This window comes from Microbacterium sp. 22303 (assembly GCF_052045265.1).
In the GTDB taxonomy this organism is placed as follows: domain Bacteria; phylum Actinomycetota; class Actinomycetes; order Actinomycetales; family Microbacteriaceae; genus Microbacterium.
The window spans coordinates 68,777-86,053 of record NZ_JBQEOQ010000009.1 but is presented as its reverse complement, the minus strand read 5'-3'; the positions used below and the strand labels follow the sequence as shown (position 1 = coordinate 86,053).

At 65.5% G+C, this 17,277-nt stretch carries 20 protein-coding genes; 9 read left to right on the top strand and 11 right to left on the bottom strand.

All coding sequences use genetic code 11. The features are described 5' to 3' along the window. Positions 1 to 343: 343 nt before the first annotated feature. From ACTJI8_RS19820 to ACTJI8_RS19805, 4 genes are read left to right on the top strand one after another with little or no spacing between them, the layout of a single operon-like run. A complete protein-coding gene (locus ACTJI8_RS19820; RefSeq protein ID WP_440735154.1) occupies positions 344 to 919 on the top strand; it encodes a helix-turn-helix domain-containing protein in 576 nt (191 codons plus the stop codon). A 53-nt stretch (positions 920 to 972) separates the two neighbouring features. Then, entirely contained in the window at positions 973 to 1,575 is a 603-nt protein-coding gene (locus ACTJI8_RS19815) for a hypothetical protein (protein WP_440735153.1), read from the top strand. 44 nt (positions 1,576 to 1,619) lie between these two features. Then, a complete protein-coding gene (locus ACTJI8_RS19810; protein ID WP_440735152.1) occupies positions 1,620 to 1,769 on the top strand; it encodes a hypothetical protein in 150 nt (49 codons plus the stop codon). A 29-nt stretch (positions 1,770 to 1,798) separates the two neighbouring features. Beyond that, the gene (locus tag ACTJI8_RS19805) at positions 1,799 to 3,022 is read left to right on the top strand and encodes an ROK family protein (protein WP_440735151.1); all 1,224 of its coding nucleotides are present in this window, start codon (positions 1,799 to 1,801) and stop codon (positions 3,020 to 3,022) included. A gap of 26 nt (positions 3,023 to 3,048) precedes the next feature. On the opposite strand, the gene ACTJI8_RS19800 is transcribed toward ACTJI8_RS19805, so the two are convergent. From ACTJI8_RS19800 to ACTJI8_RS19755, 10 genes are all read right to left on the bottom strand, one after another. Beyond that, entirely contained in the window at positions 3,049 to 3,348 is a 300-nt protein-coding gene (locus ACTJI8_RS19800) for a hypothetical protein (RefSeq protein WP_440735150.1), read from the bottom strand. Between the two features lie 37 nt (positions 3,349 to 3,385). Then, entirely contained in the window at positions 3,386 to 4,333 is a 948-nt protein-coding gene (locus ACTJI8_RS19795) for a Gfo/Idh/MocA family protein (protein WP_440735149.1), read from the bottom strand. Further along, positions 4,330 to 5,190, bottom strand: coding sequence for a carbohydrate ABC transporter permease (locus tag ACTJI8_RS19790; protein WP_440735148.1), 861 nt, complete (start codon positions 5,188 to 5,190; stop codon positions 4,330 to 4,332). Before ACTJI8_RS19790 ends, ACTJI8_RS19795 begins: the two co-directional genes overlap by 4 nt. Beyond that, the gene (locus tag ACTJI8_RS19785) at positions 5,187 to 6,128 is read right to left on the bottom strand and encodes a carbohydrate ABC transporter permease (protein ID WP_440735147.1); all 942 of its coding nucleotides are present in this window, start codon (positions 6,126 to 6,128) and stop codon (positions 5,187 to 5,189) included. The genes ACTJI8_RS19790 and ACTJI8_RS19785 overlap by 4 nt, the downstream gene beginning before the upstream one ends. A gap of 51 nt (positions 6,129 to 6,179) precedes the next feature. Beyond that, the gene (locus ACTJI8_RS19780; RefSeq protein WP_440735146.1) at positions 6,180 to 7,457 is read right to left on the bottom strand and encodes an ABC transporter substrate-binding protein; all 1,278 of its coding nucleotides are present in this window, start codon (positions 7,455 to 7,457) and stop codon (positions 6,180 to 6,182) included. 177 nt (positions 7,458 to 7,634) lie between these two features. Continuing rightward, positions 7,635 to 8,396 (bottom strand): SDR family NAD(P)-dependent oxidoreductase, encoded by a 762-nt coding sequence (locus ACTJI8_RS19775; protein WP_440735145.1) that lies wholly within the window; start codon positions 8,394 to 8,396, stop codon positions 7,635 to 7,637. 13 nt (positions 8,397 to 8,409) lie between these two features. Next, a complete protein-coding gene (locus tag ACTJI8_RS19770; protein WP_440735144.1) occupies positions 8,410 to 9,396 on the bottom strand; it encodes a Gfo/Idh/MocA family protein in 987 nt (328 codons plus the stop codon). Beyond that, complete coding sequence (locus ACTJI8_RS19765) at positions 9,393 to 10,286, bottom strand: sugar phosphate isomerase/epimerase family protein (protein ID WP_440735143.1); 894 nt, start codon at positions 10,284 to 10,286, stop codon at positions 9,393 to 9,395. The genes ACTJI8_RS19770 and ACTJI8_RS19765 overlap by 4 nt, the downstream gene beginning before the upstream one ends. Then, positions 10,283 to 10,831: a VOC family protein gene (locus ACTJI8_RS19760; protein ID WP_440735142.1), complete on the bottom strand. Its 549-nt coding sequence runs from the start codon at positions 10,829 to 10,831 to the stop codon at positions 10,283 to 10,285. The genes ACTJI8_RS19765 and ACTJI8_RS19760 overlap by 4 nt, the downstream gene beginning before the upstream one ends. Then, positions 10,828 to 11,784 carry a Gfo/Idh/MocA family protein gene (locus ACTJI8_RS19755; protein ID WP_440735157.1) on the bottom strand — a complete coding sequence of 319 codons (957 nt, stop codon included), beginning with the start codon at positions 11,782 to 11,784 and terminating at the stop codon, positions 10,828 to 10,830. The genes ACTJI8_RS19760 and ACTJI8_RS19755 overlap by 4 nt, the downstream gene beginning before the upstream one ends. A gap of 132 nt (positions 11,785 to 11,916) precedes the next feature. Here ACTJI8_RS19755 and ACTJI8_RS19750 point away from each other — a divergent pair, with 132 nt between their 5' ends. From ACTJI8_RS19750 to ACTJI8_RS19735, 4 genes are read left to right on the top strand one after another with little or no spacing between them, the layout of a single operon-like run. Then, the gene (locus ACTJI8_RS19750; protein ID WP_440735141.1) at positions 11,917 to 12,558 is read left to right on the top strand and encodes a bifunctional 4-hydroxy-2-oxoglutarate aldolase/2-dehydro-3-deoxy-phosphogluconate aldolase; all 642 of its coding nucleotides are present in this window, start codon (positions 11,917 to 11,919) and stop codon (positions 12,556 to 12,558) included. Between the two features lies 1 nt (position 12,559). Next, a complete protein-coding gene (locus ACTJI8_RS19745; RefSeq protein ID WP_440735140.1) occupies positions 12,560 to 13,144 on the top strand; it encodes an AAA family ATPase in 585 nt (194 codons plus the stop codon). After that, positions 13,141 to 13,971 (top strand): sugar phosphate isomerase/epimerase family protein, encoded by an 831-nt coding sequence (locus ACTJI8_RS19740; protein WP_440735139.1) that lies wholly within the window; start codon positions 13,141 to 13,143, stop codon positions 13,969 to 13,971. The genes ACTJI8_RS19745 and ACTJI8_RS19740 overlap by 4 nt, the downstream gene beginning before the upstream one ends. Beyond that, positions 13,968 to 14,759, top strand: coding sequence for an SDR family NAD(P)-dependent oxidoreductase (locus tag ACTJI8_RS19735; protein WP_440735138.1), 792 nt, complete (start codon positions 13,968 to 13,970; stop codon positions 14,757 to 14,759). Before ACTJI8_RS19740 ends, ACTJI8_RS19735 begins: the two co-directional genes overlap by 4 nt. 762 nt (positions 14,760 to 15,521) lie before the next feature. Here ACTJI8_RS19735 and ACTJI8_RS19730 read toward each other — a convergent pair. Then, positions 15,522 to 16,283, bottom strand: a complete 762-nt coding sequence (locus ACTJI8_RS19730; protein ID WP_440735137.1) for a TetR/AcrR family transcriptional regulator — start codon at positions 16,281 to 16,283, stop codon at positions 15,522 to 15,524. 109 nt (positions 16,284 to 16,392) lie between these two features. On the opposite strand from ACTJI8_RS19730, the gene ACTJI8_RS19725 reads away from it, so the two are divergent. Next, positions 16,393 to 17,259 (top strand): alpha/beta fold hydrolase, encoded by an 867-nt coding sequence (locus ACTJI8_RS19725; RefSeq protein WP_440735136.1) that lies wholly within the window; start codon positions 16,393 to 16,395, stop codon positions 17,257 to 17,259. Positions 17,260 to 17,277: the final 18 nt, after the last annotated feature.

The following is a 17,277-nucleotide window of genomic DNA, read 5'->3' as shown; positions in this document are numbered from 1 at the left end:
AGGTGGCCTCGTTTTCACACGTCGCAATGGCCTACTTTTCGAACGTCGTCGACAGGGGTTTCATTCGGTAGCAGGAGCGGGGCTTGAACCCGCGACCTCACGTCAATGGCGCAAGGCGCCAGTTCCCCTCGATACCACTGTTTTCCAAGCATCCAGCAACGGTTGCTACTGGTTCCCACGAGTATATACACGGACACAAAGCGGATTTGCGGACACAAAACGGACGAGTTCGAGAACTGTAGGCAGGTCCGGATCGAGCAAACACCCCCGGCAGGGTGCCGCCGGGGAGACACGAGGTAGACTGTTGTCGCATCCGGTAACATTGGCAGGAAGGGGAACCTCGATGAGCATTGCCACGAGCCTCCGTCGCGCGCGCTTGAACTCCGGCGTCAGCCTGCGCCACACCGCCACCGCTTCGGGCGTTGGCGCATCCAGCCTCTCCAACATCGAGAGCGGCCGACGCGAGCCCACGTCTGGGACCGTGGAGCGGATCGCGGAAACACTCGGCGTCCGGGTCGCGGTCATCCCCCGCGTCGATCGGCTGACCGCCGCGGACGCCGCGGAAACGATCGCGACCTACGCTGGCGCGGAACCCGCCACCGCATATCGCGCCTTCCTCCAGCTCGCCGATGACCTCGCCGCAGCCGACCCATACGAGCAGTTCCTGCTCACCGTCGAACAGCCCCGCAGACTGGGCAGTCGGTGGGACGATGCGATCGCCGCCCTCGTCGAGTTTCGGCTGCCCAAGAGTTCGGTCCCGCCGTGGGCTGCCAAACATGACACGGCACCAAGTGAGCCCGTGTGGGAGCCACAGCGCACGCCGTTCCCCTTGCCCGCCCTCACAGATCTCTCCGAGGCGCCGGAACCTTTTCGCCGACGCGGCATCGCGATCTCCGCCGGTGAGCTGGAGAGCGCATGAGCCACGCCGACGACACGGGTCATTCGAAGTCCCGTGGCCAGTTCGAGAAGCTCGTGCACGGCACCCCTGAAGCGAATATGACTCCGTTCCTGGCCCGCGATAACATCATCGACGGGATCAAAGATGTCGCCGACACACTCCGCGACCGCGGCATCACCGGCACGCTGCAACTCGTCGGCGGGGCCGCCATCGTTCTCACCGTCAACGCGAACCGACGCCTGACCCGTGACATCGACGCCACGTTCGCGCCGAAGGCCGAGATCGAACGGGCCGCACGGACCGTCGCCGAACGCAGGCACTGGCCAGCCGATTGGCTGAACGACGATGCCGCGCAGTTTCTGCCCAGCGGGTTCGGTCGTCCCGCCGAATGGGTCATGCTCTACCAGGACGCGACGATCACGATCCAAGCGGCTACCCATGAGACGCTGCTGGCGATGAAGCTGCACTCCGCCGCACGACGTGGCGCCCGCGAGGCGGAAGACATCGCCGACCTCCTCGACCGTCTCGGCATCACCTCTCTCGATGACGCCGAGTCACTGTATGGAGAGTTCTACCCCGGCGACGAATTCCCACCGAAGACCGCCCGAATCGTCGAGAGCATCCTCGCCGCAGACCGAGGCAGCACCCCAGAGCCGCCGCTGGCGCAGTTCTGCTGAGCATGCGAACAGGGGTCGCTGCGGTCAGTGGATATGCGGTAACGATGAGCACGCCTACACCAATCAGCGACGACACTGCGTCTTCCAGCGGGCGCGCGCATGCTCTCGGCTTGCGCAGCCTCATCCTGACCATTACGCCGAGATTCATCACTTATGCGTTGCTGAAGGGCATTTATAGCGCGATGCTCGACTGAGTGTCCGGCTGAGGTGGTGTAATGGTGATATGGCACGGGAGAGCAAACCGCTGGGTTCCTTCGATGCGATCGACCTGTTCAGCTTCGGCCGAGGGCAGGGCGATCACTCGTTCACCCTGAGCGAGCTCTCAGCACTGACCGGGCGAGCTCGCTCTACCGTGGCTCTTCGACTCGAGGAGCTGATCACTTCCGGGCTGGTGGTGTCGGCGCCGATGATTCCCTCCACTGCCGCCGGACGGCCTTCGGCGCGCGTGTCGTTCGAGCCGGTGTCTTGGGGGACGATCGCGATCGATATCGGTCGATCGCACAATCTGGTCGCTCTTCTTAACCTCTCGGGGCAGATCATCGCCGAGGCGGCCTTCCCTGCCGATATGACGGACGGGCCGGAAGCGGTCCTCGATGCGGCAGCAGCCGCGTCGTCGACGCTCTTGAAGGACAGCGACCACGCCGGTTGGCGAATCGCGGCGGTCGGCGTGGGCATCGCCCTGCCGGTGTTCCACGAAGAAGGCCGTACGTTCAACTCCACCAACCTGCCCGAATGGGATCATTTCGACGTTCCCGGGCATCTGGCGAAGCACTTCGCTGTTCCGGTACTCGTCGACAATGACGCCAATCTGATGGCCCTGGGCGAGCTCGCATTGCGCCCGGATGCCACCGAGATGATCGCCGTGGAAGCCTCGACTGGCATCGGTGCGGGCATCATCAACAACGGCGCCCTGCTGCGCGGCGCCAAGGGCGCGGCCGGTGCCATCGGCCATATCCCTGTGCCGCGTGACGCTGACGTGCCATGCATTTGCGGAAGACGGGGATGTCTGGTCGCGGTGGCGAGCGGCCCTGCGATCGCGACGTCCTTGTCCGCCAAAGGCGTGGAGGCGGTAACAGTCGATGACGTCGTCGGGCTCGTGCTCAGTGGAAACCTCGAGGCGATCTCGGCTGTTCGCCGTGCGGGGAACGACATCGGCGAGGTTCTCACGACCTGCATCAGCTTCTTCAACCCCGCGACGATCGCCATCGGCGGAAGGCTCGCCACGGCAGGCGATCATCTTGTCGCCGGGATCCGAGAAGTCGTCTATCAGAAAGCGACGCCGTTCGCGACGGAAGGGCTGGCCATCGTTCGTTCGATGGAACCAGTGCGCGCAGCGCTCATCGGCGCCGGAATCATGGCCACCGAGTTCGCTCTCAGCGAGGATAACCTGCGGCGACTCATCTCAAGCGATGACCGTGCGCCTTCACGGCTGGCTGCGAAGGCCTGAAGCCTGCGAGGACGCGCGTACAGCCTTCATATCGCCGACGCGATGCCTGTGATGACCAGAGCGACACCGCCGAACGCGGCGAGCGAGAGTGTGATCCGTCGAGCGAATCGCGCAAGCCGACGCAGGAAGAAGGATGCCGCGATGGAGCCAACGACAAGCCCGCCCGCCGCCCATACGAGCACGGAGAGGTCTCCCTGAGGAGGTCCGAGTATCGCGACCGTGATGATATTCAGGGGGAGGAAGAGCGCCTGAAGCGTCCCCATGGCCACTCCGGGTTTCCATCGGCGCTGCGCGGCGAACACGGCCGCCGGCAGCCACTCGATCATGTGCGACCACGTGAGCACACCGAGCCGGCCGGCGTGCTCACGCCCGAAGGATCCTGTCAGCGATCTCGGTCGCCCGCAGTGCCTGCCGGTAGCCGACAAAGGGCTGGCCGCCCCTCGCGAAGTCGAGGGCTCGCTTCGCCTGCTCGAGGAAGAGATCGACCTCTGGGAAGTGATGCGTGGTCTCGGATCCTTGACGGTCCCATTCGTGGAGGGACCAGTTCGACCAGAGCCGGCGCCCTTCGTGCGCGACGACGTCCACCTCCAAGGCCCAGTCGTCGCCATTCAACCCCGCCGTGTGGTTCCACGGATTCCAGTACGTCTCCAGCCGGAAGAGCGGGCCACCATCGTCGAAGGACACGTTTGCCGCGGCGTAGTCGGTGACGGAGGCTTTGTGCAGTCCGTCGCTCTTGTACGAGCTGCGAACCGTCACCTCACCGGGGAAGAACGAGGCGACGTACTCGATCGCGTGGATACCGTTGACGACAGTGACGCCGCCTTCCTGCGGCGCCACCCGCCAGGAGTCGAGCGTGAGCTTCCTGGCGGCGGACCGGACGCTGACGCTGATCACCGTCGACGCGGAGATCCACTCCGCAAGTGGACCTGCGATCGGGTGGTGGTGGAGCGTGTACCCGACCATGAGAGCATCGTCGATGCCATCGATCGAGCCGAGCGCCGCGACATTCTCCGCAGATGACCCGAGTGGCTTCTCCACCAGCACCCGGAAGCCGCGCCGGAGAAGTTCGGCTGTCATGCCGGGTTGCACACTCGTCGGCAGCGAGACGACCACCAGATCGATGTTCTCGCGACGCAGGTCGACGGACGATTCCGTTACGTCTGCGCCGACTTCGCGCGCAAGTTCGTGCACCGCCGGACTGGGGTCGATGAGGACTGCCACGTCAGCGCCGATCGCGTGGAACGCTCGCGCGTGGCGGCGCCCGGCCCAGCCGGCAGCGCCGATCACGGCAACCCGGACGGCCGCGCTCATCCCTTCACGCCGCCCGATGTCAGGCCGGCGATGAACCATCGCTGGAATGCAGCGAACACGGCGAGCACGGGGATGAACGCGACGATGACGAAGGCGGAGAATAGCCCCCAGAAGTTGCCGAATCCTGTGGTGATGTAGCGCACGATGCCGTTCTGCACCGTCTTCATGTTCTCGGTCGTCGCCAGCACGGTTCCGACGAGATAGTCATTCCAGACGAACACGAAGATGAAGATTGCGATGGCCGCGATACCCGGTCGGATGAGCGGGATCACGATCCGCCACAGGATCTGCAGGCGCGAGCAGCCGTCGATCGCGGCCGCCTCTTCGATCTCGACGGGGATGTTCTCGATGAAGTTCCGCAGGAACAAGATCGTCTGACCACTGATGATCGCCGTGTAGACCACGATCAGCAGCGGGTAGGTGTTGATCAGCGCGGTCTTGACGAACATCGAGTACAGGGCGATGAACACGACGATCGCCGGGACCATAGAGAACACGAGGATACCCGTCATCACCGCCTCCATGCGCCGCCCCTGGTATCGGGTGGCGACGTACGCCGCGGGAATGCAGATCGTGAGCGCCAGCACGATGGATCCGCCCGCGTAGATCAGCGAGTTCACGAAGAACCGCACGTTGGTCGTGGTGTAGATGCCAGCGAAGGCGTCGACGGTGAACGGGTTCGGGATCCACTCTGGCGGGAACTTGATCGTGTCCGCATCCGGCTTGAGCGCTGTGGAGAGGATCCAGGCGACCGGCGGGAGGACGATGGCTGCGGACAGCACGACGTAGATCCAGGAGGGCACCTCCTGAAGCGCTTTGCGCAGCGGGCGGCGGCGGCGTGCGGTTGCGACGTTCACAATGCTTCCTTCCGACGGAAACGAATGGCGACCAGCGTGAGCACGATGTTCACGGCGAAGAGAAGGATCGCCGTGGCGGACGCACCAGACAGGTCGAAGTCGACGAAGGTCTGGTTGAAGACGCGCATCGAGAGCGTCTCCGTCGCGTTCAACGGCCCGCCGCGAGTGGTGACGAGGATGATGGTCACCATCTGCACATACAGCATGAGCAGCACGATGACGACCGAGACGATCGTGTTGCGTAGATACGGCAGGGTGATGCTGACGAAGCCGCGCCAGATCCCCCCACCATCCATGCGAAGGCTCTCGCGGAGCTCCTCGGGAATCGTCTGCAGTGCCCCGAGGAACAGCAGCATCGCCTGAGGATACGACCACCACGCTGTGATCAGCGTCACTGCGATCAGGGCTGCGGTCGGAGAAGAAAACACATCCGTGGGTCCCCAGCCGAGTGCAGTGGTGATCGCTGACGCGGGCCCGAAATTGGGATTCAGGAACCAAAGCCAGATCGTTCCCGCGGTGGCCTGGGACATGAGCCACGGCAAGAGGAAGAGACTGCGCACCGTGCGCTTGAATCGGTGAAGGTTGTTCAGCACGATCGCCGACAGAAGGCCGGCAGGGAGCGCGATGACCAGCGCGCCAAGGGAGAACACGAGTGTCGTGCCGATCTGCGCCGGAAGGCTGGGATCGGAGAACAGTTTCGTGAACGAGTTGAGGCCAGAGAAGCTTCCGATCGAGTAGTACTTCGTCTCATGCAGCGCGGTCCATCCCGTATAGATCAGAGGACCGATGAAGACGAAGGTGAAGACGAGGATGACAGGAACGGTGTATAGCCATACCCGTCGGTCTGCACGGCCGGAACCCACTTTGAGGCTCCGCCCCGCGCCCAGCCTGGTCTTGCGCTGCCCGGGAGGCATCACCAGAGTGCGAGTGTCAGTCATGATGTTCCGATCCCCGGGGAGCCCCGCAGGGCTCCCCGGATGTTCCTCGGTCTATTTTTTGGCCGCGTCCTGCGCGGCCAAGATGAACTGCTTGCCCGTGAGGCCGTTCAGATAGAGCGACTGCCCCGCGTGGGAGAGGCCGCTGGCCACCGCGATCCAGTCGTCCGCATAGACATGCGGCTTGCTGTTGCTCTTGACGTAGTCGGCGATGGACTTCACGGTGTCTGCCGCCGGCGTGGAGAAGTACGACTCGTCATAGGTCGACGCGCGCGGCGGCACTTCGCCTCCCGTCGCCATCACCGCACCAGCCTTCGGGCCCGTCATGTAGTCGATGAATTTCCATGCAGCATCGACGTGCTTGCTCCCCGCGCCGATGCCCATCGTCCAGCCGATCGTCGTGCCCGCCTGGCTTCCGGTCGACGCCTTGGGGAGGGCGCTCCATTTGATGTCCGGGTTGGTCTTGCTAAACGTCACGATTCGCTCTGTTCCCAGAACCGCCATCGCGACCGTGCCATTGGCAAGACCGTCGCTCACCGTGGAATAGCTGTCAGAGACGACGCTGCTGCCCAGCGCCTTGGCATCTCGGAGCTTCGCGAGGAAGTCACCGAACTCGTCGGCCTTCGCGCCGGCGAAGACCGGTCTGCCGTCCTTGCTCCAGATGTTCTGACCGACTTGGCTCATGAAGCAGTCGAAGAACGTGGCGATGATCGCCGAATTGTCCGTATCGGAGAAGCCGGTGCCGAAACCTGTATAACCAGCCGCCGCCGCTTTGGCCGCCACATCGACGACCTCGTCGTATGTCTTCGGGACGGTCGCGCCGATCTTGTCGAGAATCTTCTGGTTGTAGTACAGCGAGCACGTCCGATACTCGTACGGCACCGCGACAGGCTTGCCATCGGGGCCGGCCAGGGTCTTGACAGGCCGCAGCCAGTCCTTGACACCGGATGCGGCATCAGGCAGAGGCGAGTAGGCGCCAGCGGCCGCCATCTGGGGAACGGTCGGGCTGAACATCTTGAACACATCAGGGGCCTGGCCAGCTGCTGCCGCCTGCGGCAGTCGGCTGAGCATGTCCCCCAGCGATACGACTGAGAGGTCCACCTTGATGTCGGGGTTCGCCTTCTCGAACGCCGCGATGTTGTCCCGTAGGGCGTGAGCGCGCGGATTGTCCTGACTCGGGTCGAGGAAGTCCCAGTACGTCAGTGTCACTGGGCCCTTGGCGTTGCCGCCGCCCTTGGCGCCTCCGGAGTCGTCCGCCGGCGCGCACGCGGCCAGCATCAGCGTCGCCGCGGCAAGGCCCGCCACCACGAGTTTCCAGCGTTTGGTGATCATCCCACTCTCTCCTTTGAGATCAGTCGCGTGTGTGACACCTGTGAGCGCTCGGGTTGCGCCTGTCAGCGACGTTTTGGCATTTCGACTGCGGAGGCCCTTCATCTGGTGACCTCTTCCCCGATATTAGCACTGTTCGACGCATATACGTCGAAAATCTCCTTTATTTGCGGAGAACCTTCATGACCCCATCCCGAGATGCGCGCCGCCGGCGACATCCAAGGTGACCCCGGTGATGTACCGGTTGCGTGGGTCCGTGAGGAACAGCGCGGCGTTCGCGATCTCCTCGGGCTGTGCGAACCGTCGCATGGGCAGCTGCGCGGCACGCGCCGCTCGCGCCAGCCGGGCGGCCTCCACGTCGGGGCCGGAAGCGTCCGCGAGCTGCGCCCACATGCGGGTCTCTGTGGGCCCAGGGGCGATCGCGTTGACGGAGATTCCCGACGGGCCCAGGATCTGCGCCATCGACCAGGTGATGTGGAGCACCGCGATCTTGCTCGCGTTGTACGGGAGGTACGTCGTCCGCGCCTCTTTCGCGGCGACGGACGAAAGCAGCAGGATGGATCCCTTGATGCTGTGATCCAGCATGATCTGCCCGGCCTCGCGCGTCACCGTGAAGGCTGCGGTGCCGTTGATGGTCATGATGCGCTCGAACTCCGCGGTGGTTGTGCTCATGGGATCGACGGTTTCTCCGAGCACACCGGCAGCGTGGAGGAGCACGTCGATGCGACCGAACTTCTTGACGATCTCGGCGAGCGTCGCCTTAACCGCCGCCTCGTCGGTGACGTCGAGGTCGTAGTACTCGGCGGCGGCGCCTACCCGGGCCGGCCCGCGGTCGGTGTTGATGACCGTCGCGCCGAGCTCCACATAGGCGGCCACCATCGCAGCGCCGATTCCTCCGTTGCCGCCGGTGACGACGACCACCTGATCTGCTGCATTCACCATGATCTGAGCTCCTTCACTTCTTCGCGTGGCTGGACCACTCGCGTCCGGGCTGTTCCTCAGTAGGAAGACCCGCCGCGGACAGGATGCGCTCGAGCAGCGCCTGCGTCTTCGTCGCCTCCCGGCCGGAGGTGAGCGGCTCCCGTCGGTCGCGAACGCGCTCGAGGAAATGATCGACGGCACCGGCGAAGCCGAGGGTGTGGGTTGCGGTAGCCCACCCGTACGCCTCCGGCGTCATCTCACGGATGGTGGTGAGGCCGTCGCGAGTGATCCTCGCCGTGTCGGGGGCGAGGATCTCAGCGCTCACGCCATCACCGTACGCATCGATCTTCTCGCCCCAGTTGCCGGCGTTCCGCGCGGCCATGAGGACTCCCGTATGACCGTTGTCGAATTGCACGAGCGCAGCCACGCCATCCTCCTGCCACTGATCGCTTCCTGCTGCGTGCGCCGTGACCTCGACGGGTTCGCCGCCGCAATACCAGCGCAGCAGATCGATCATGTGGATGGCGTTCTCGAAGGTTGCCCGATACTCCGAGCCCGCCCGATTCTTCTGTGCAACGCAGAACGTCGCACCGGATGCGGAGAAGGCTTCCCGCCCGGTTCGGTACACGGGCGCGAAACGCCGATTGAATCCGACCATCAGAACTCGACCGTTATCGGTCGCCGAACGCGCGAGCATCTCGGCATCGTCGAGGCGAGTTGCCAGCGGCTTCTCGCAGAACACGTCCACTCCCGCTTCCAGAGCACTCTTCGTTGCCTCGACATGCTCCGAACGCGGCGTCAGGACGAAAATCGCATCCAGTTCTTCAGCACCGAGCATGGCGTCGACAGTGCTGTACGCACGAGAAAAGCCCCACCGACGCATCAGCGGCTCTGGATCGTCACGTCGAGTGACGAGCGCGCTCAGCGCGACATCATCCCGAGCCACGAGTGAGGGGAGCTGGGCAATACTCGCGATGTTGCCGGCACCGACAAGGCCGATGCGCAGACGCTGGCCGCTCATGCTTTCGCCCCCGCTGCGCTCAGCAGTTCCCGGAGAGCCGTCGCCGCCTGTCCGAAGCCGATCTCGGGAGCCGGGAGGTCCTGCGGGTGCCAGCGGTACTCGTACTCGAGCGTCAGGACGTCATCGTAGCCGCGACGTACGAGTTCCGCGATGATCTCGTCCCACGCGACCACGCCCTCACCGACCACGCGCGACCTCACAGCGCGCTCCTCCGTCTTCACGCGTGCCGTGTCGCTCGCCCGGAAAGGCGCGTTCGGGTCCTTGAACACCAGGTCCTTCACGTGGACGTGGCGGACGAGATCGCCCTGCACGACGAGCGCCTCCGGCCAGGCCTCGTCGTGCGTGAAGGTCAGGTTCGCCTGGTCGTACAGCACACCGACGGACGGGGTCGCGACCTCGCGGACGAGTCGTGCCGTGTTCGCCGCGGTCTGGGTCATGGTGCCGAAGTGGTTCTCCACGCACAGCACCACCCCGGCGTCCGCCGCGTCGACGGCGAGCACCTCGAGCGCCTTACGCAGCTGACCCCAGTGGGCGTCCCAATCCTTGTCACCGTCATGCCAGGAGCCGGCGTACACGCGGACGCGAGATGCGCCGACGGTGTGGGCGGCGGCGATGCACGCGCGCAGATCGTCCACACCCGCGCCCCAGGACTCGTCGTCGAGGCTGTTGATGGCGGTCGTGTAGGGCGTGAGCGCGACGATGGGGATCCCTTCGTCCCGCGCGATCTCCGCCGCCTCAGCGGCCGCGCGTTCGTCGTGGGGCGCGATCGCGGCGGCGTAGTCCTGCTGATAGATGACCTCGGCCGCGTCGAGTCCCGCCGTACGGAACAGCCGCAATGCGCCGCGGAGGTCGTGGTCGGGTGTGCCGAGGGTGTGCCCTGCGATGATCATGACGATGTGGGTCCTTCTGTGTGAGTGGTCCAGTCGGCGGGGCCGACCAGGTGCGGCGGGTTCTGCACTCGGGACCGGTCGACGAGTTCGATCAGCAGACCCCAGGGCGTGACGAAGTAGCCCCAGCGGTTGCCCGCCACGGCAGGGCTGTCGCCGGCGACCTCCTTGCGCTCACCGAGGATCCGGACGCCGGGAATCTGCCGGAGGATCTCGAAGGCATCGTCGACATCGTCGACGGTGAAGCAGAGGTGGTGGCCCCCGACGTCGCTGTGGCGCGGATGCTCGTGCCGACGATCCGCCGTCTGCCACTGGAACAGCTCGACGTTCAGGTTGGGAGGCATCCGCAGCATGGCGAGCTCGAGCTGCGCGTCGGCGGGGACGTCGAAGTTCTCCGGCATGAAGTCGGCGTCCGGGCCCCGCTTGGAGCGGTACAGCTCTTCAGCGCCCAACACGTCGACGAAGAAACTCACCGCTTCGTCGAGGTCGGGAACCGTGTAGGCGGCGTGATCCACGTAGCGCACGCCGGGCAGTCGTCGTCCGGTCATGGGGTCGGACTCCCTTCTGAGTAGGCGTCCCATACGATCGCCATGGCATCCTCGAGGTCGCGTATGCCGGGCAGTCCCTCGAATCCCTGGTCGAGCGTGTCTGCGACGGCGTCCACGAATCGGTCGTACAGAGGATCGCTATCGACATCGAGAGTGCTCACCTGTGTCGCGCCCGCGATGTCCGTGAACGAAGCCGTCCCGTCGGTCCAGATGCTCGCCACCCCGTTCGGGCCGATTCGCGTGAACGAGCAGTGCCGCTTGAGAACGGAGCCGGGGAACGCGTAGCCGACCTGGATGGTGCCGATCCGACCGTCGGATGTTGTGAGAGTCAACGACCCGAAGTCTTCGACGCCGCGTCCATGAAGAGTCGACGACAGAGCGGCCGAAACCGTTGCCTCTCGCTGCCCCGCCGATCTCAGGAACATGTCGATGAAGTGGGGTGCGAGATTGATGACGCACCCCCCTCCGGAGCGCGATCGATCCATCATCCAGGGGCTGCCATTGGTCAGATACCGGTCCGGGGGGCCCGCGATGAACTGTGTGCTCTCGTACACAGCCGGGCCCGCCTGCGACAGCCAGCGCTCGATGGGCCCACCTCGCTGGACGAACGTGACCGCGATGGGCACACCCGCAGCTTCAGCAGCAGCTCGGACGTCGGCAACCTCGGTCCGGGAGACGCCGGCCGGCTTCTCCACGACGAGAGGAATCCGCGCATCGATCAGCGCCAGGCACGCATCTCGCATCTGGTCGTGCGGCACGAACACGTAGGCGAGGTCGGCGTCAGTGTGCGCCGCGAGCAGATCCTGCCAGCGTTCGTAGACCGGAGCATCCCACAGGTCGCCGTAGCGCCGAGCGCTGTCGGCATCCTCGTCGCTCACTCCGATGACGTCATGACGAGCGCCTATCCGTTCCGCACAGAGCGGAACGTGCCAGTGCGACGGCCCGAGGACCATCGTTCGTGCTGGATTCATGCGCGCTCCCTTCGAGCGGGCTCCCGTGATCGGCCACCGCGTCGATGCGGCACCTCTGGACAGTTTTGTCGAAGACTACTATATTCATGTCGAGCAACGATATAAAGGGGTTTCATGAACGCAAAGCTGCGGACGCTGACGAATATCCACTCGACCGGCACGGTCGTCATCGTGCGGCTCGACGATGCCGACGAGGCACTGCGAGCTTCGAGAGCGGCTATCGAGGGCGGGGTGCGGGCGATCGAGATCACGCTGTCCACGGACGGTGCACTCGGCGTCATCGAACGACTCGCGAACGAGTACGGCTCCGAGGTGTCGATCGGGGCAGGCACGGTCATCGACGAGGCGATGGCGTACGCGTCAGTCTCCGCGGGTGCCTCCTTCGTGGTGAGCCCCAACCTCAGCCGCCCGATGCTTCGCGCCGCCAACCGCTACCAGGTGGTCTCGATCAGTGGGGCCTACTCTCCCACCGAGATCCTGGAGACGGCCGAGGAGGGAGCCGACATCGTCAAGCTCTTCCCGGCCGACGCCGGTCCGGATTACGCAAAGGCGGTGCTCGCACCCCTCTCGCAGATCGCCCTGATGCCTGCGGGAGGCGTCGACGAGCACAACGTCCGCGACTGGTTCGCGGCCGGGGTGAGCGCCGTCGGTGTCGGAAGCAGCGTCACGAAGGCGGCGCGACCGGACGGCGACTACGCACGCGTCACGACGGCCGCCCGGAGATTCCTCTCCGCCGTCGAAGCCGCACGAGGCTGACATGTCGTTCGCGGTCGCGGTTGTCGGCCCCGCTGGTTCCGGAAAGTCCACGGTGGCGCGCGAGCTCGCCCGAGGCGCGTCTGCGGTGTATCTGGACAAGGACACTCTGGCCGGACCGCTCGTCGAAGCAGCCCTCGCCGCGAGCGGGCACGAGAGCACCGATCGAGAGAGCAGCGACTTCTACCGGACCCGGCTCATGCCGTCCGAGTACACGGCGCTCTTCGCTGTGGCCGGCGACAATCTACGGCTGGGACACGACATCGTCCTGGATGCACCCTTCGCCGCATACCTGGACCGACCCGACTTCTTCCTCCGGTCGACCGCAGAGGGAGGATGGCCCGCTTCCTGCCTTTTCGTCCTCCGCATCCTTGCTCCGGAAGCGGTGATCAAGACGCGGCTCGTCACGCGCGGCCTCGCGCGCGATGTCGCGAAGCTCGGCGATTGGGACGCGTTCTGGGCCCGCTGGGGAAAGACCCTCGTCGCATGGGAAGGCGTCCGGGTTCTCGACGCCGTCAACGACGATACCGGCGTGGATATCGATGCGTTGCTGAAGCAGATCCGCGAAGAAGAAGGAGAATCCCGATGATCATCAACACCTTTTCCTACCTCTGGTCCAAGACCGCTCCCGAGGCGATCGCGGAACTGGTCGAGAACGGGTACACGACCTTCGAGATCCCGATCAGCTCACCGCACTGCTGGCCGGTGGATATCTCCAGTTCCGAGCGCGCGGCCACTGCGGCGCAGCTGAACGGGTCCGGTGCGAAGATCCGGTCGCTGAACGCGGGCGGATATGACCTCAACCTGGCAAGCCCGGCCGCGAGCGTGCGACGCAGGAGCATCGAGCATGTCGTCTCGGTGATCGAACTGGCGACGGAATGGAACGTCCCGGACATCGTGATCTCTCCTGGTACACGCCGTCCGGTGATCTCACCTCCGCTCGAGAGCGTGTACGGGTGGCTCTACGAGAGCCTTGAGGATCTGGTCCCCCGTGCGAAGAACGCCGGCAAGCGCCTCCTGTTCGAGAACGCCCCGTTCTGCTTCACTCCCACGATCGAAGAGATCGCGGACGTCATCCGCACGGTTGACGACGACGCGCTCAGGATCGTGCACGACGTCGCGAATGCCGCGTACATCGGGGACGACCCGGTCGCGGCGCTGAACGCGCACCACGAGTGGATCGGGCTCATGCACATCTCGGACACCGGCACAGACGTCTGGGGCCACGACCCCATCGGCACCGGAGTGATCGACTGGGAGGGGCTGGGCCGAGCGGTCGAATCGACCCTGGGATTCAGCAACGTCGTGCTCGAGATCATCCGCCAGGAGAATCCACTCGAGGAGTTTGCGCAGGCGATGCAGGACCTTCCTCGCTTCGGGTGGAACCTGGGAACCCGCGAGGAGATCGCGCGATGAGAGCCCTCGTCAGCGGCGGAAGCAGCGGGATCGGTGCAGCCACGAGCCTGAGGCTGGCGGAAGCGGCTCTCGCTCGAGGCGAGCAGGCGATGATCGCGGTCTGCGGGAACAGGTCGGGCGCGGGGCAGGAGGAGGTCGTCCGCTCGATCCAGGCGGTCGGCGGAACCGCTATCGGGCTGGAGGGCGACCTGGGCGATCCCGACGTGCCGGCGCAGCTCGTATCAGCGGCGGCGGATGCGTTCGGCGGCCTGGACGCACTCGTGTCGAATGCCGGGATCGCCAAACCCGGCGCACTCACGGACGTCTCCCTCGAGGACTGGGACCACATGTTCTCCGTCAACGTCCGCGGTGCGTGGCTGCTCGCCAAGGCGAGCCATCCGCATCTGCGGGACAACCGCGGCGCCGCGTGCTTCATCTCGTCGATGTCCGGTCAACTTCCCCATGCCGGCTCCGGTGCCTACAGCCCGAGCAAGGCCGCGCTGACCCTGCTGGCTCAGACGTTCGCGCTGGAATGGGCGCCCGACGGCATCCGCGTCAACGTCGTGTCGCCGGGCATGACCCGTACCGGCATGACCGAGCAGATGTATGCAGACCCGCAGATCAAAAAGGCGCGCGAAGCGATCATCCCGTTGTCCAGGATCGGTGAACCCGTCGACATCGCCAATGTCATCGAATTCCTCGTCAGCCCGCTGTCAGGATACGTCACCGGCCAAGATGTCTGTGTCGACGGCGGCTTCTCGAAGTCGATACTCAACCACATTCCCGGCCGGCCGAGCTCGAAGTCCTGAAACCAGCCATGATTCGCGCGCTCACTGCACGGATGACGGACATGGACGCGGCTGTTCCGCCACACGGCAGCCGGGCTGGTTTCGATCGAGGCTGCCGCACGCGAGCCATGTGCGCTCACGGCGAAGAGTCCGACCTGCTCTCCTGCGCCGAGGCAGCCGTCCGTCGACGCGCCGACTACCATCTGGCACGTCTCCCGGCCGATCAGCCCTTACCTCGACATGCACCAGCCAAAGCGGCTGCGACCCCAACGAGCACGATCCACGAGGTGCACGGCACGCCATGGGGCTACGCCCGGGGATGTCGCGATGCTCGAGACTGCCCCAACTGGCTCCAGGGCGCGATAACCTGCTCCGAAGCACGACGGCGCTACATGCAGTCTTATACGTCACGCCGCACTGCAGGCATCGGGACGCCGATCGAGCACGGCACTTCGAACGGGTATCTGCTCGGATGCCGTGACCGGCGCGCGTGCCCGGGAGACGACTCCGGCGGCACCTGCACGGACGCACGAGCGCGGTATCGAGCGCAATTGGCGCGGGCTGCCGGGATCGCGCCGCGCGTAGAACCCGTCGACGCGCAGGCCGCCGCGGTGAAGGTGCGGGCGCTGCGCGCGCTCGGATTGTCAATACGGCGCATCGCCGCGCTCACCGGTTGCGGACGCACGACGATCGGCGATCTCGCGGGAGACGGGAAGCCCGCGAGGACCCGCGTCACTCCCGAGACGCTCGAACGCATCCTCCATCTCGATGTGACGGCGGTCCTCAGATTCGACTGTCCGCCATCCATACTCCCGGGAGCCCTCGACGGCCTATCCTGATCGCCCCGATCTCCGAGCTCGTTGCATTCACTGCTGAAGTGACAGGAGCCTTCGGAGCGCCGGAAGCATGCCACACCGCAATCGCGTGCGCGGGACCGGGCAGCACGGCGCTGATCTGCCGACGGATGTGGTCGAGGATCTCAGGGAGACTGTCGCGCAGGTGCAGGGCCGCGGTGGTGGTGACGTGGACAATCGCGACGATTACACGCGCGAGCGAGTCCGCATCGGCGGAGACGATGCGAGGATCGCGGACGAGGATGCCGGACAGGCCGTTCTCCAGGCGCCCTGAGAGGGCGAGACCGTGGCTGCGGTGCGGTTCGGAAGGGTCGCCGAACAAGAGCTCGTGGAGATAGGTGCGGCCGTTCTCCGGCTGCTCCCGGATGCACGCCACCACGGGCTCCAGCAGCGCGAGCACTGCCGCCGCGGTGCCGACCCCTCCACGAAGATCGGCACCGGCCGCACGAAGGCCGTCGTCGACGGCGATGGCGAACTTCTGGTTCTGCACGAGGATCAGCAGCTCCGCTTTCGTCGACGCATACAGGTACAGCGTGCCGATGGCCACACCGGCGCGGTCGGCGATCTGCTGGGTGGTCACGCCTCCCACGCCGTGTTCGGCGAACAACGCGCCGGCAGCGTCGACGATCCGGTGCCGCTTGTCCTCCTTCGCTCGCTCACGGCGCCCCACCGGGCCCGGATGAGATGCCATGTCGATCTCTCTTGACAAGATTACTGAGTTCGCTCACAATTGAGTGTACTCGGCTCAAGCGGACGGGGAACGGTGCCGCAGGAGCCGACAATCCAAGCAAGGAGCTGTGATGACAGAGACACAGCAGAGATCAGGCGGACTGCCCGTGCGCTTCGTCGACGCCACGACCCGCGCGGTCACGGCGGCGGGTGCACCGTTCGTCTACCGCGAGCTCGGCGCCGACAACGGCGGTATCCCGCTGGTTGGTCTCACCCACCTCGGTGCAAACCTTGATAGCTGGGACCCGGAGTTCGTTGATGCCCTGGCCGAAAAGCGGCGGGTGATTCTGCTCGGCTACCGAGGAGTGGGCGCATCCACGGGGAGCGTGCGTGACCGGTTCGAAGACATGGCCGCTGACGCGATCGCCGTGGTCCGTGCCCTCGGACTGTCCCGGGTGGACCTGTTCGGGTTGTCGATGGGCGGCATGGTCGCCCAGGAGATCATCCGCCAGGCCCCGGACCTCGTGGAGCGTGTCATCCTCGCCGGAACGGGCCCGCAGCATGGTCCCGGGCTCACCGCGATGACCGGCGTCACCGTCCGCACCATCCTGCGCGGGGTTGTGAGCTTCACCGACCCGACCACGCTGCTGTTCTTCACCCGCACCCGAGCAGGCAAGCAAGCCGCGAGGGCCTACCAGGCGCGGATGAAGCGCCGTCGCATCGGAAGGGACACGCCTGTCACCCCCGGGGTGTTCCGTGCGCAGCTCCGTGCCGTGAACCGGTGGGGTCACCAGCAGCAGGCGGGTGGCGCCTTCGCCGGTCGGATGCTCGTCTTGCACGGCGACCGCGACCGTATGGTCCCGCCCGCCAACGCTGAGGCGCTCCGGGATCGCTTCCCGGGCTCCGAGGTGCTGCTGTTCCCGGACTCCGGGCACGGCGTCGTCTTCCAGAACTGCAGAGCGATCGCCGACGCCACCCACCGTTTCCTGCAGCGCTGACCGCCGTCGCTGCACCCC

Coding starts and splice junctions, on each gene's coding strand:
- ACTJI8_RS19820 (WP_440735154.1), top strand. CDS start 344: ATGAGCATTGCCACGAGCCTCCGTCGCGCGCGCTTGAACTCCGGCGTC.
- ACTJI8_RS19810 (WP_440735152.1), top strand. CDS start 1,620: ATGAGCACGCCTACACCAATCAGCGACGACACTGCGTCTTCCAGCGGG.
- ACTJI8_RS19805 (WP_440735151.1), top strand. CDS start 1,799: ATGGCACGGGAGAGCAAACCGCTGGGTTCCTTCGATGCGATCGACCTG.
- ACTJI8_RS19800 (WP_440735150.1), bottom strand. CDS start 3,348: ATGATCGAGTGGCTGCCGGCGGCCGTGTTCGCCGCGCAGCGCCGATGG.
- ACTJI8_RS19795 (WP_440735149.1), bottom strand. CDS start 4,333: ATGAGCGCGGCCGTCCGGGTTGCCGTGATCGGCGCTGCCGGCTGGGCC.
- ACTJI8_RS19785 (WP_440735147.1), bottom strand. CDS start 6,128: ATGACTGACACTCGCACTCTGGTGATGCCTCCCGGGCAGCGCAAGACC.
- ACTJI8_RS19780 (WP_440735146.1), bottom strand. CDS start 7,457: ATGATCACCAAACGCTGGAAACTCGTGGTGGCGGGCCTTGCCGCGGCG.
- ACTJI8_RS19775 (WP_440735145.1), bottom strand. CDS start 8,396: ATGGTGAATGCAGCAGATCAGGTGGTCGTCGTCACCGGCGGCAACGGA.
- ACTJI8_RS19770 (WP_440735144.1), bottom strand. CDS start 9,396: ATGAGCGGCCAGCGTCTGCGCATCGGCCTTGTCGGTGCCGGCAACATC.
- ACTJI8_RS19765 (WP_440735143.1), bottom strand. CDS start 10,286: ATGATCATCGCAGGGCACACCCTCGGCACACCCGACCACGACCTCCGC.
- ACTJI8_RS19760 (WP_440735142.1), bottom strand. CDS start 10,831: ATGACCGGACGACGACTGCCCGGCGTGCGCTACGTGGATCACGCCGCC.
- ACTJI8_RS19755 (WP_440735157.1), bottom strand. CDS start 11,784: ATGGTCCTCGGGCCGTCGCACTGGCACGTTCCGCTCTGTGCGGAACGG.
- ACTJI8_RS19750 (WP_440735141.1), top strand. CDS start 11,917: ATGAACGCAAAGCTGCGGACGCTGACGAATATCCACTCGACCGGCACG.
- ACTJI8_RS19745 (WP_440735140.1), top strand. CDS start 12,560: ATGTCGTTCGCGGTCGCGGTTGTCGGCCCCGCTGGTTCCGGAAAGTCC.
- ACTJI8_RS19740 (WP_440735139.1), top strand. CDS start 13,141: ATGATCATCAACACCTTTTCCTACCTCTGGTCCAAGACCGCTCCCGAG.
- ACTJI8_RS19735 (WP_440735138.1), top strand. CDS start 13,968: ATGAGAGCCCTCGTCAGCGGCGGAAGCAGCGGGATCGGTGCAGCCACG.
- ACTJI8_RS19730 (WP_440735137.1), bottom strand. CDS start 16,283: ATGGCATCTCATCCGGGCCCGGTGGGGCGCCGTGAGCGAGCGAAGGAG.
- ACTJI8_RS19725 (WP_440735136.1), top strand. CDS start 16,393: ATGACAGAGACACAGCAGAGATCAGGCGGACTGCCCGTGCGCTTCGTC.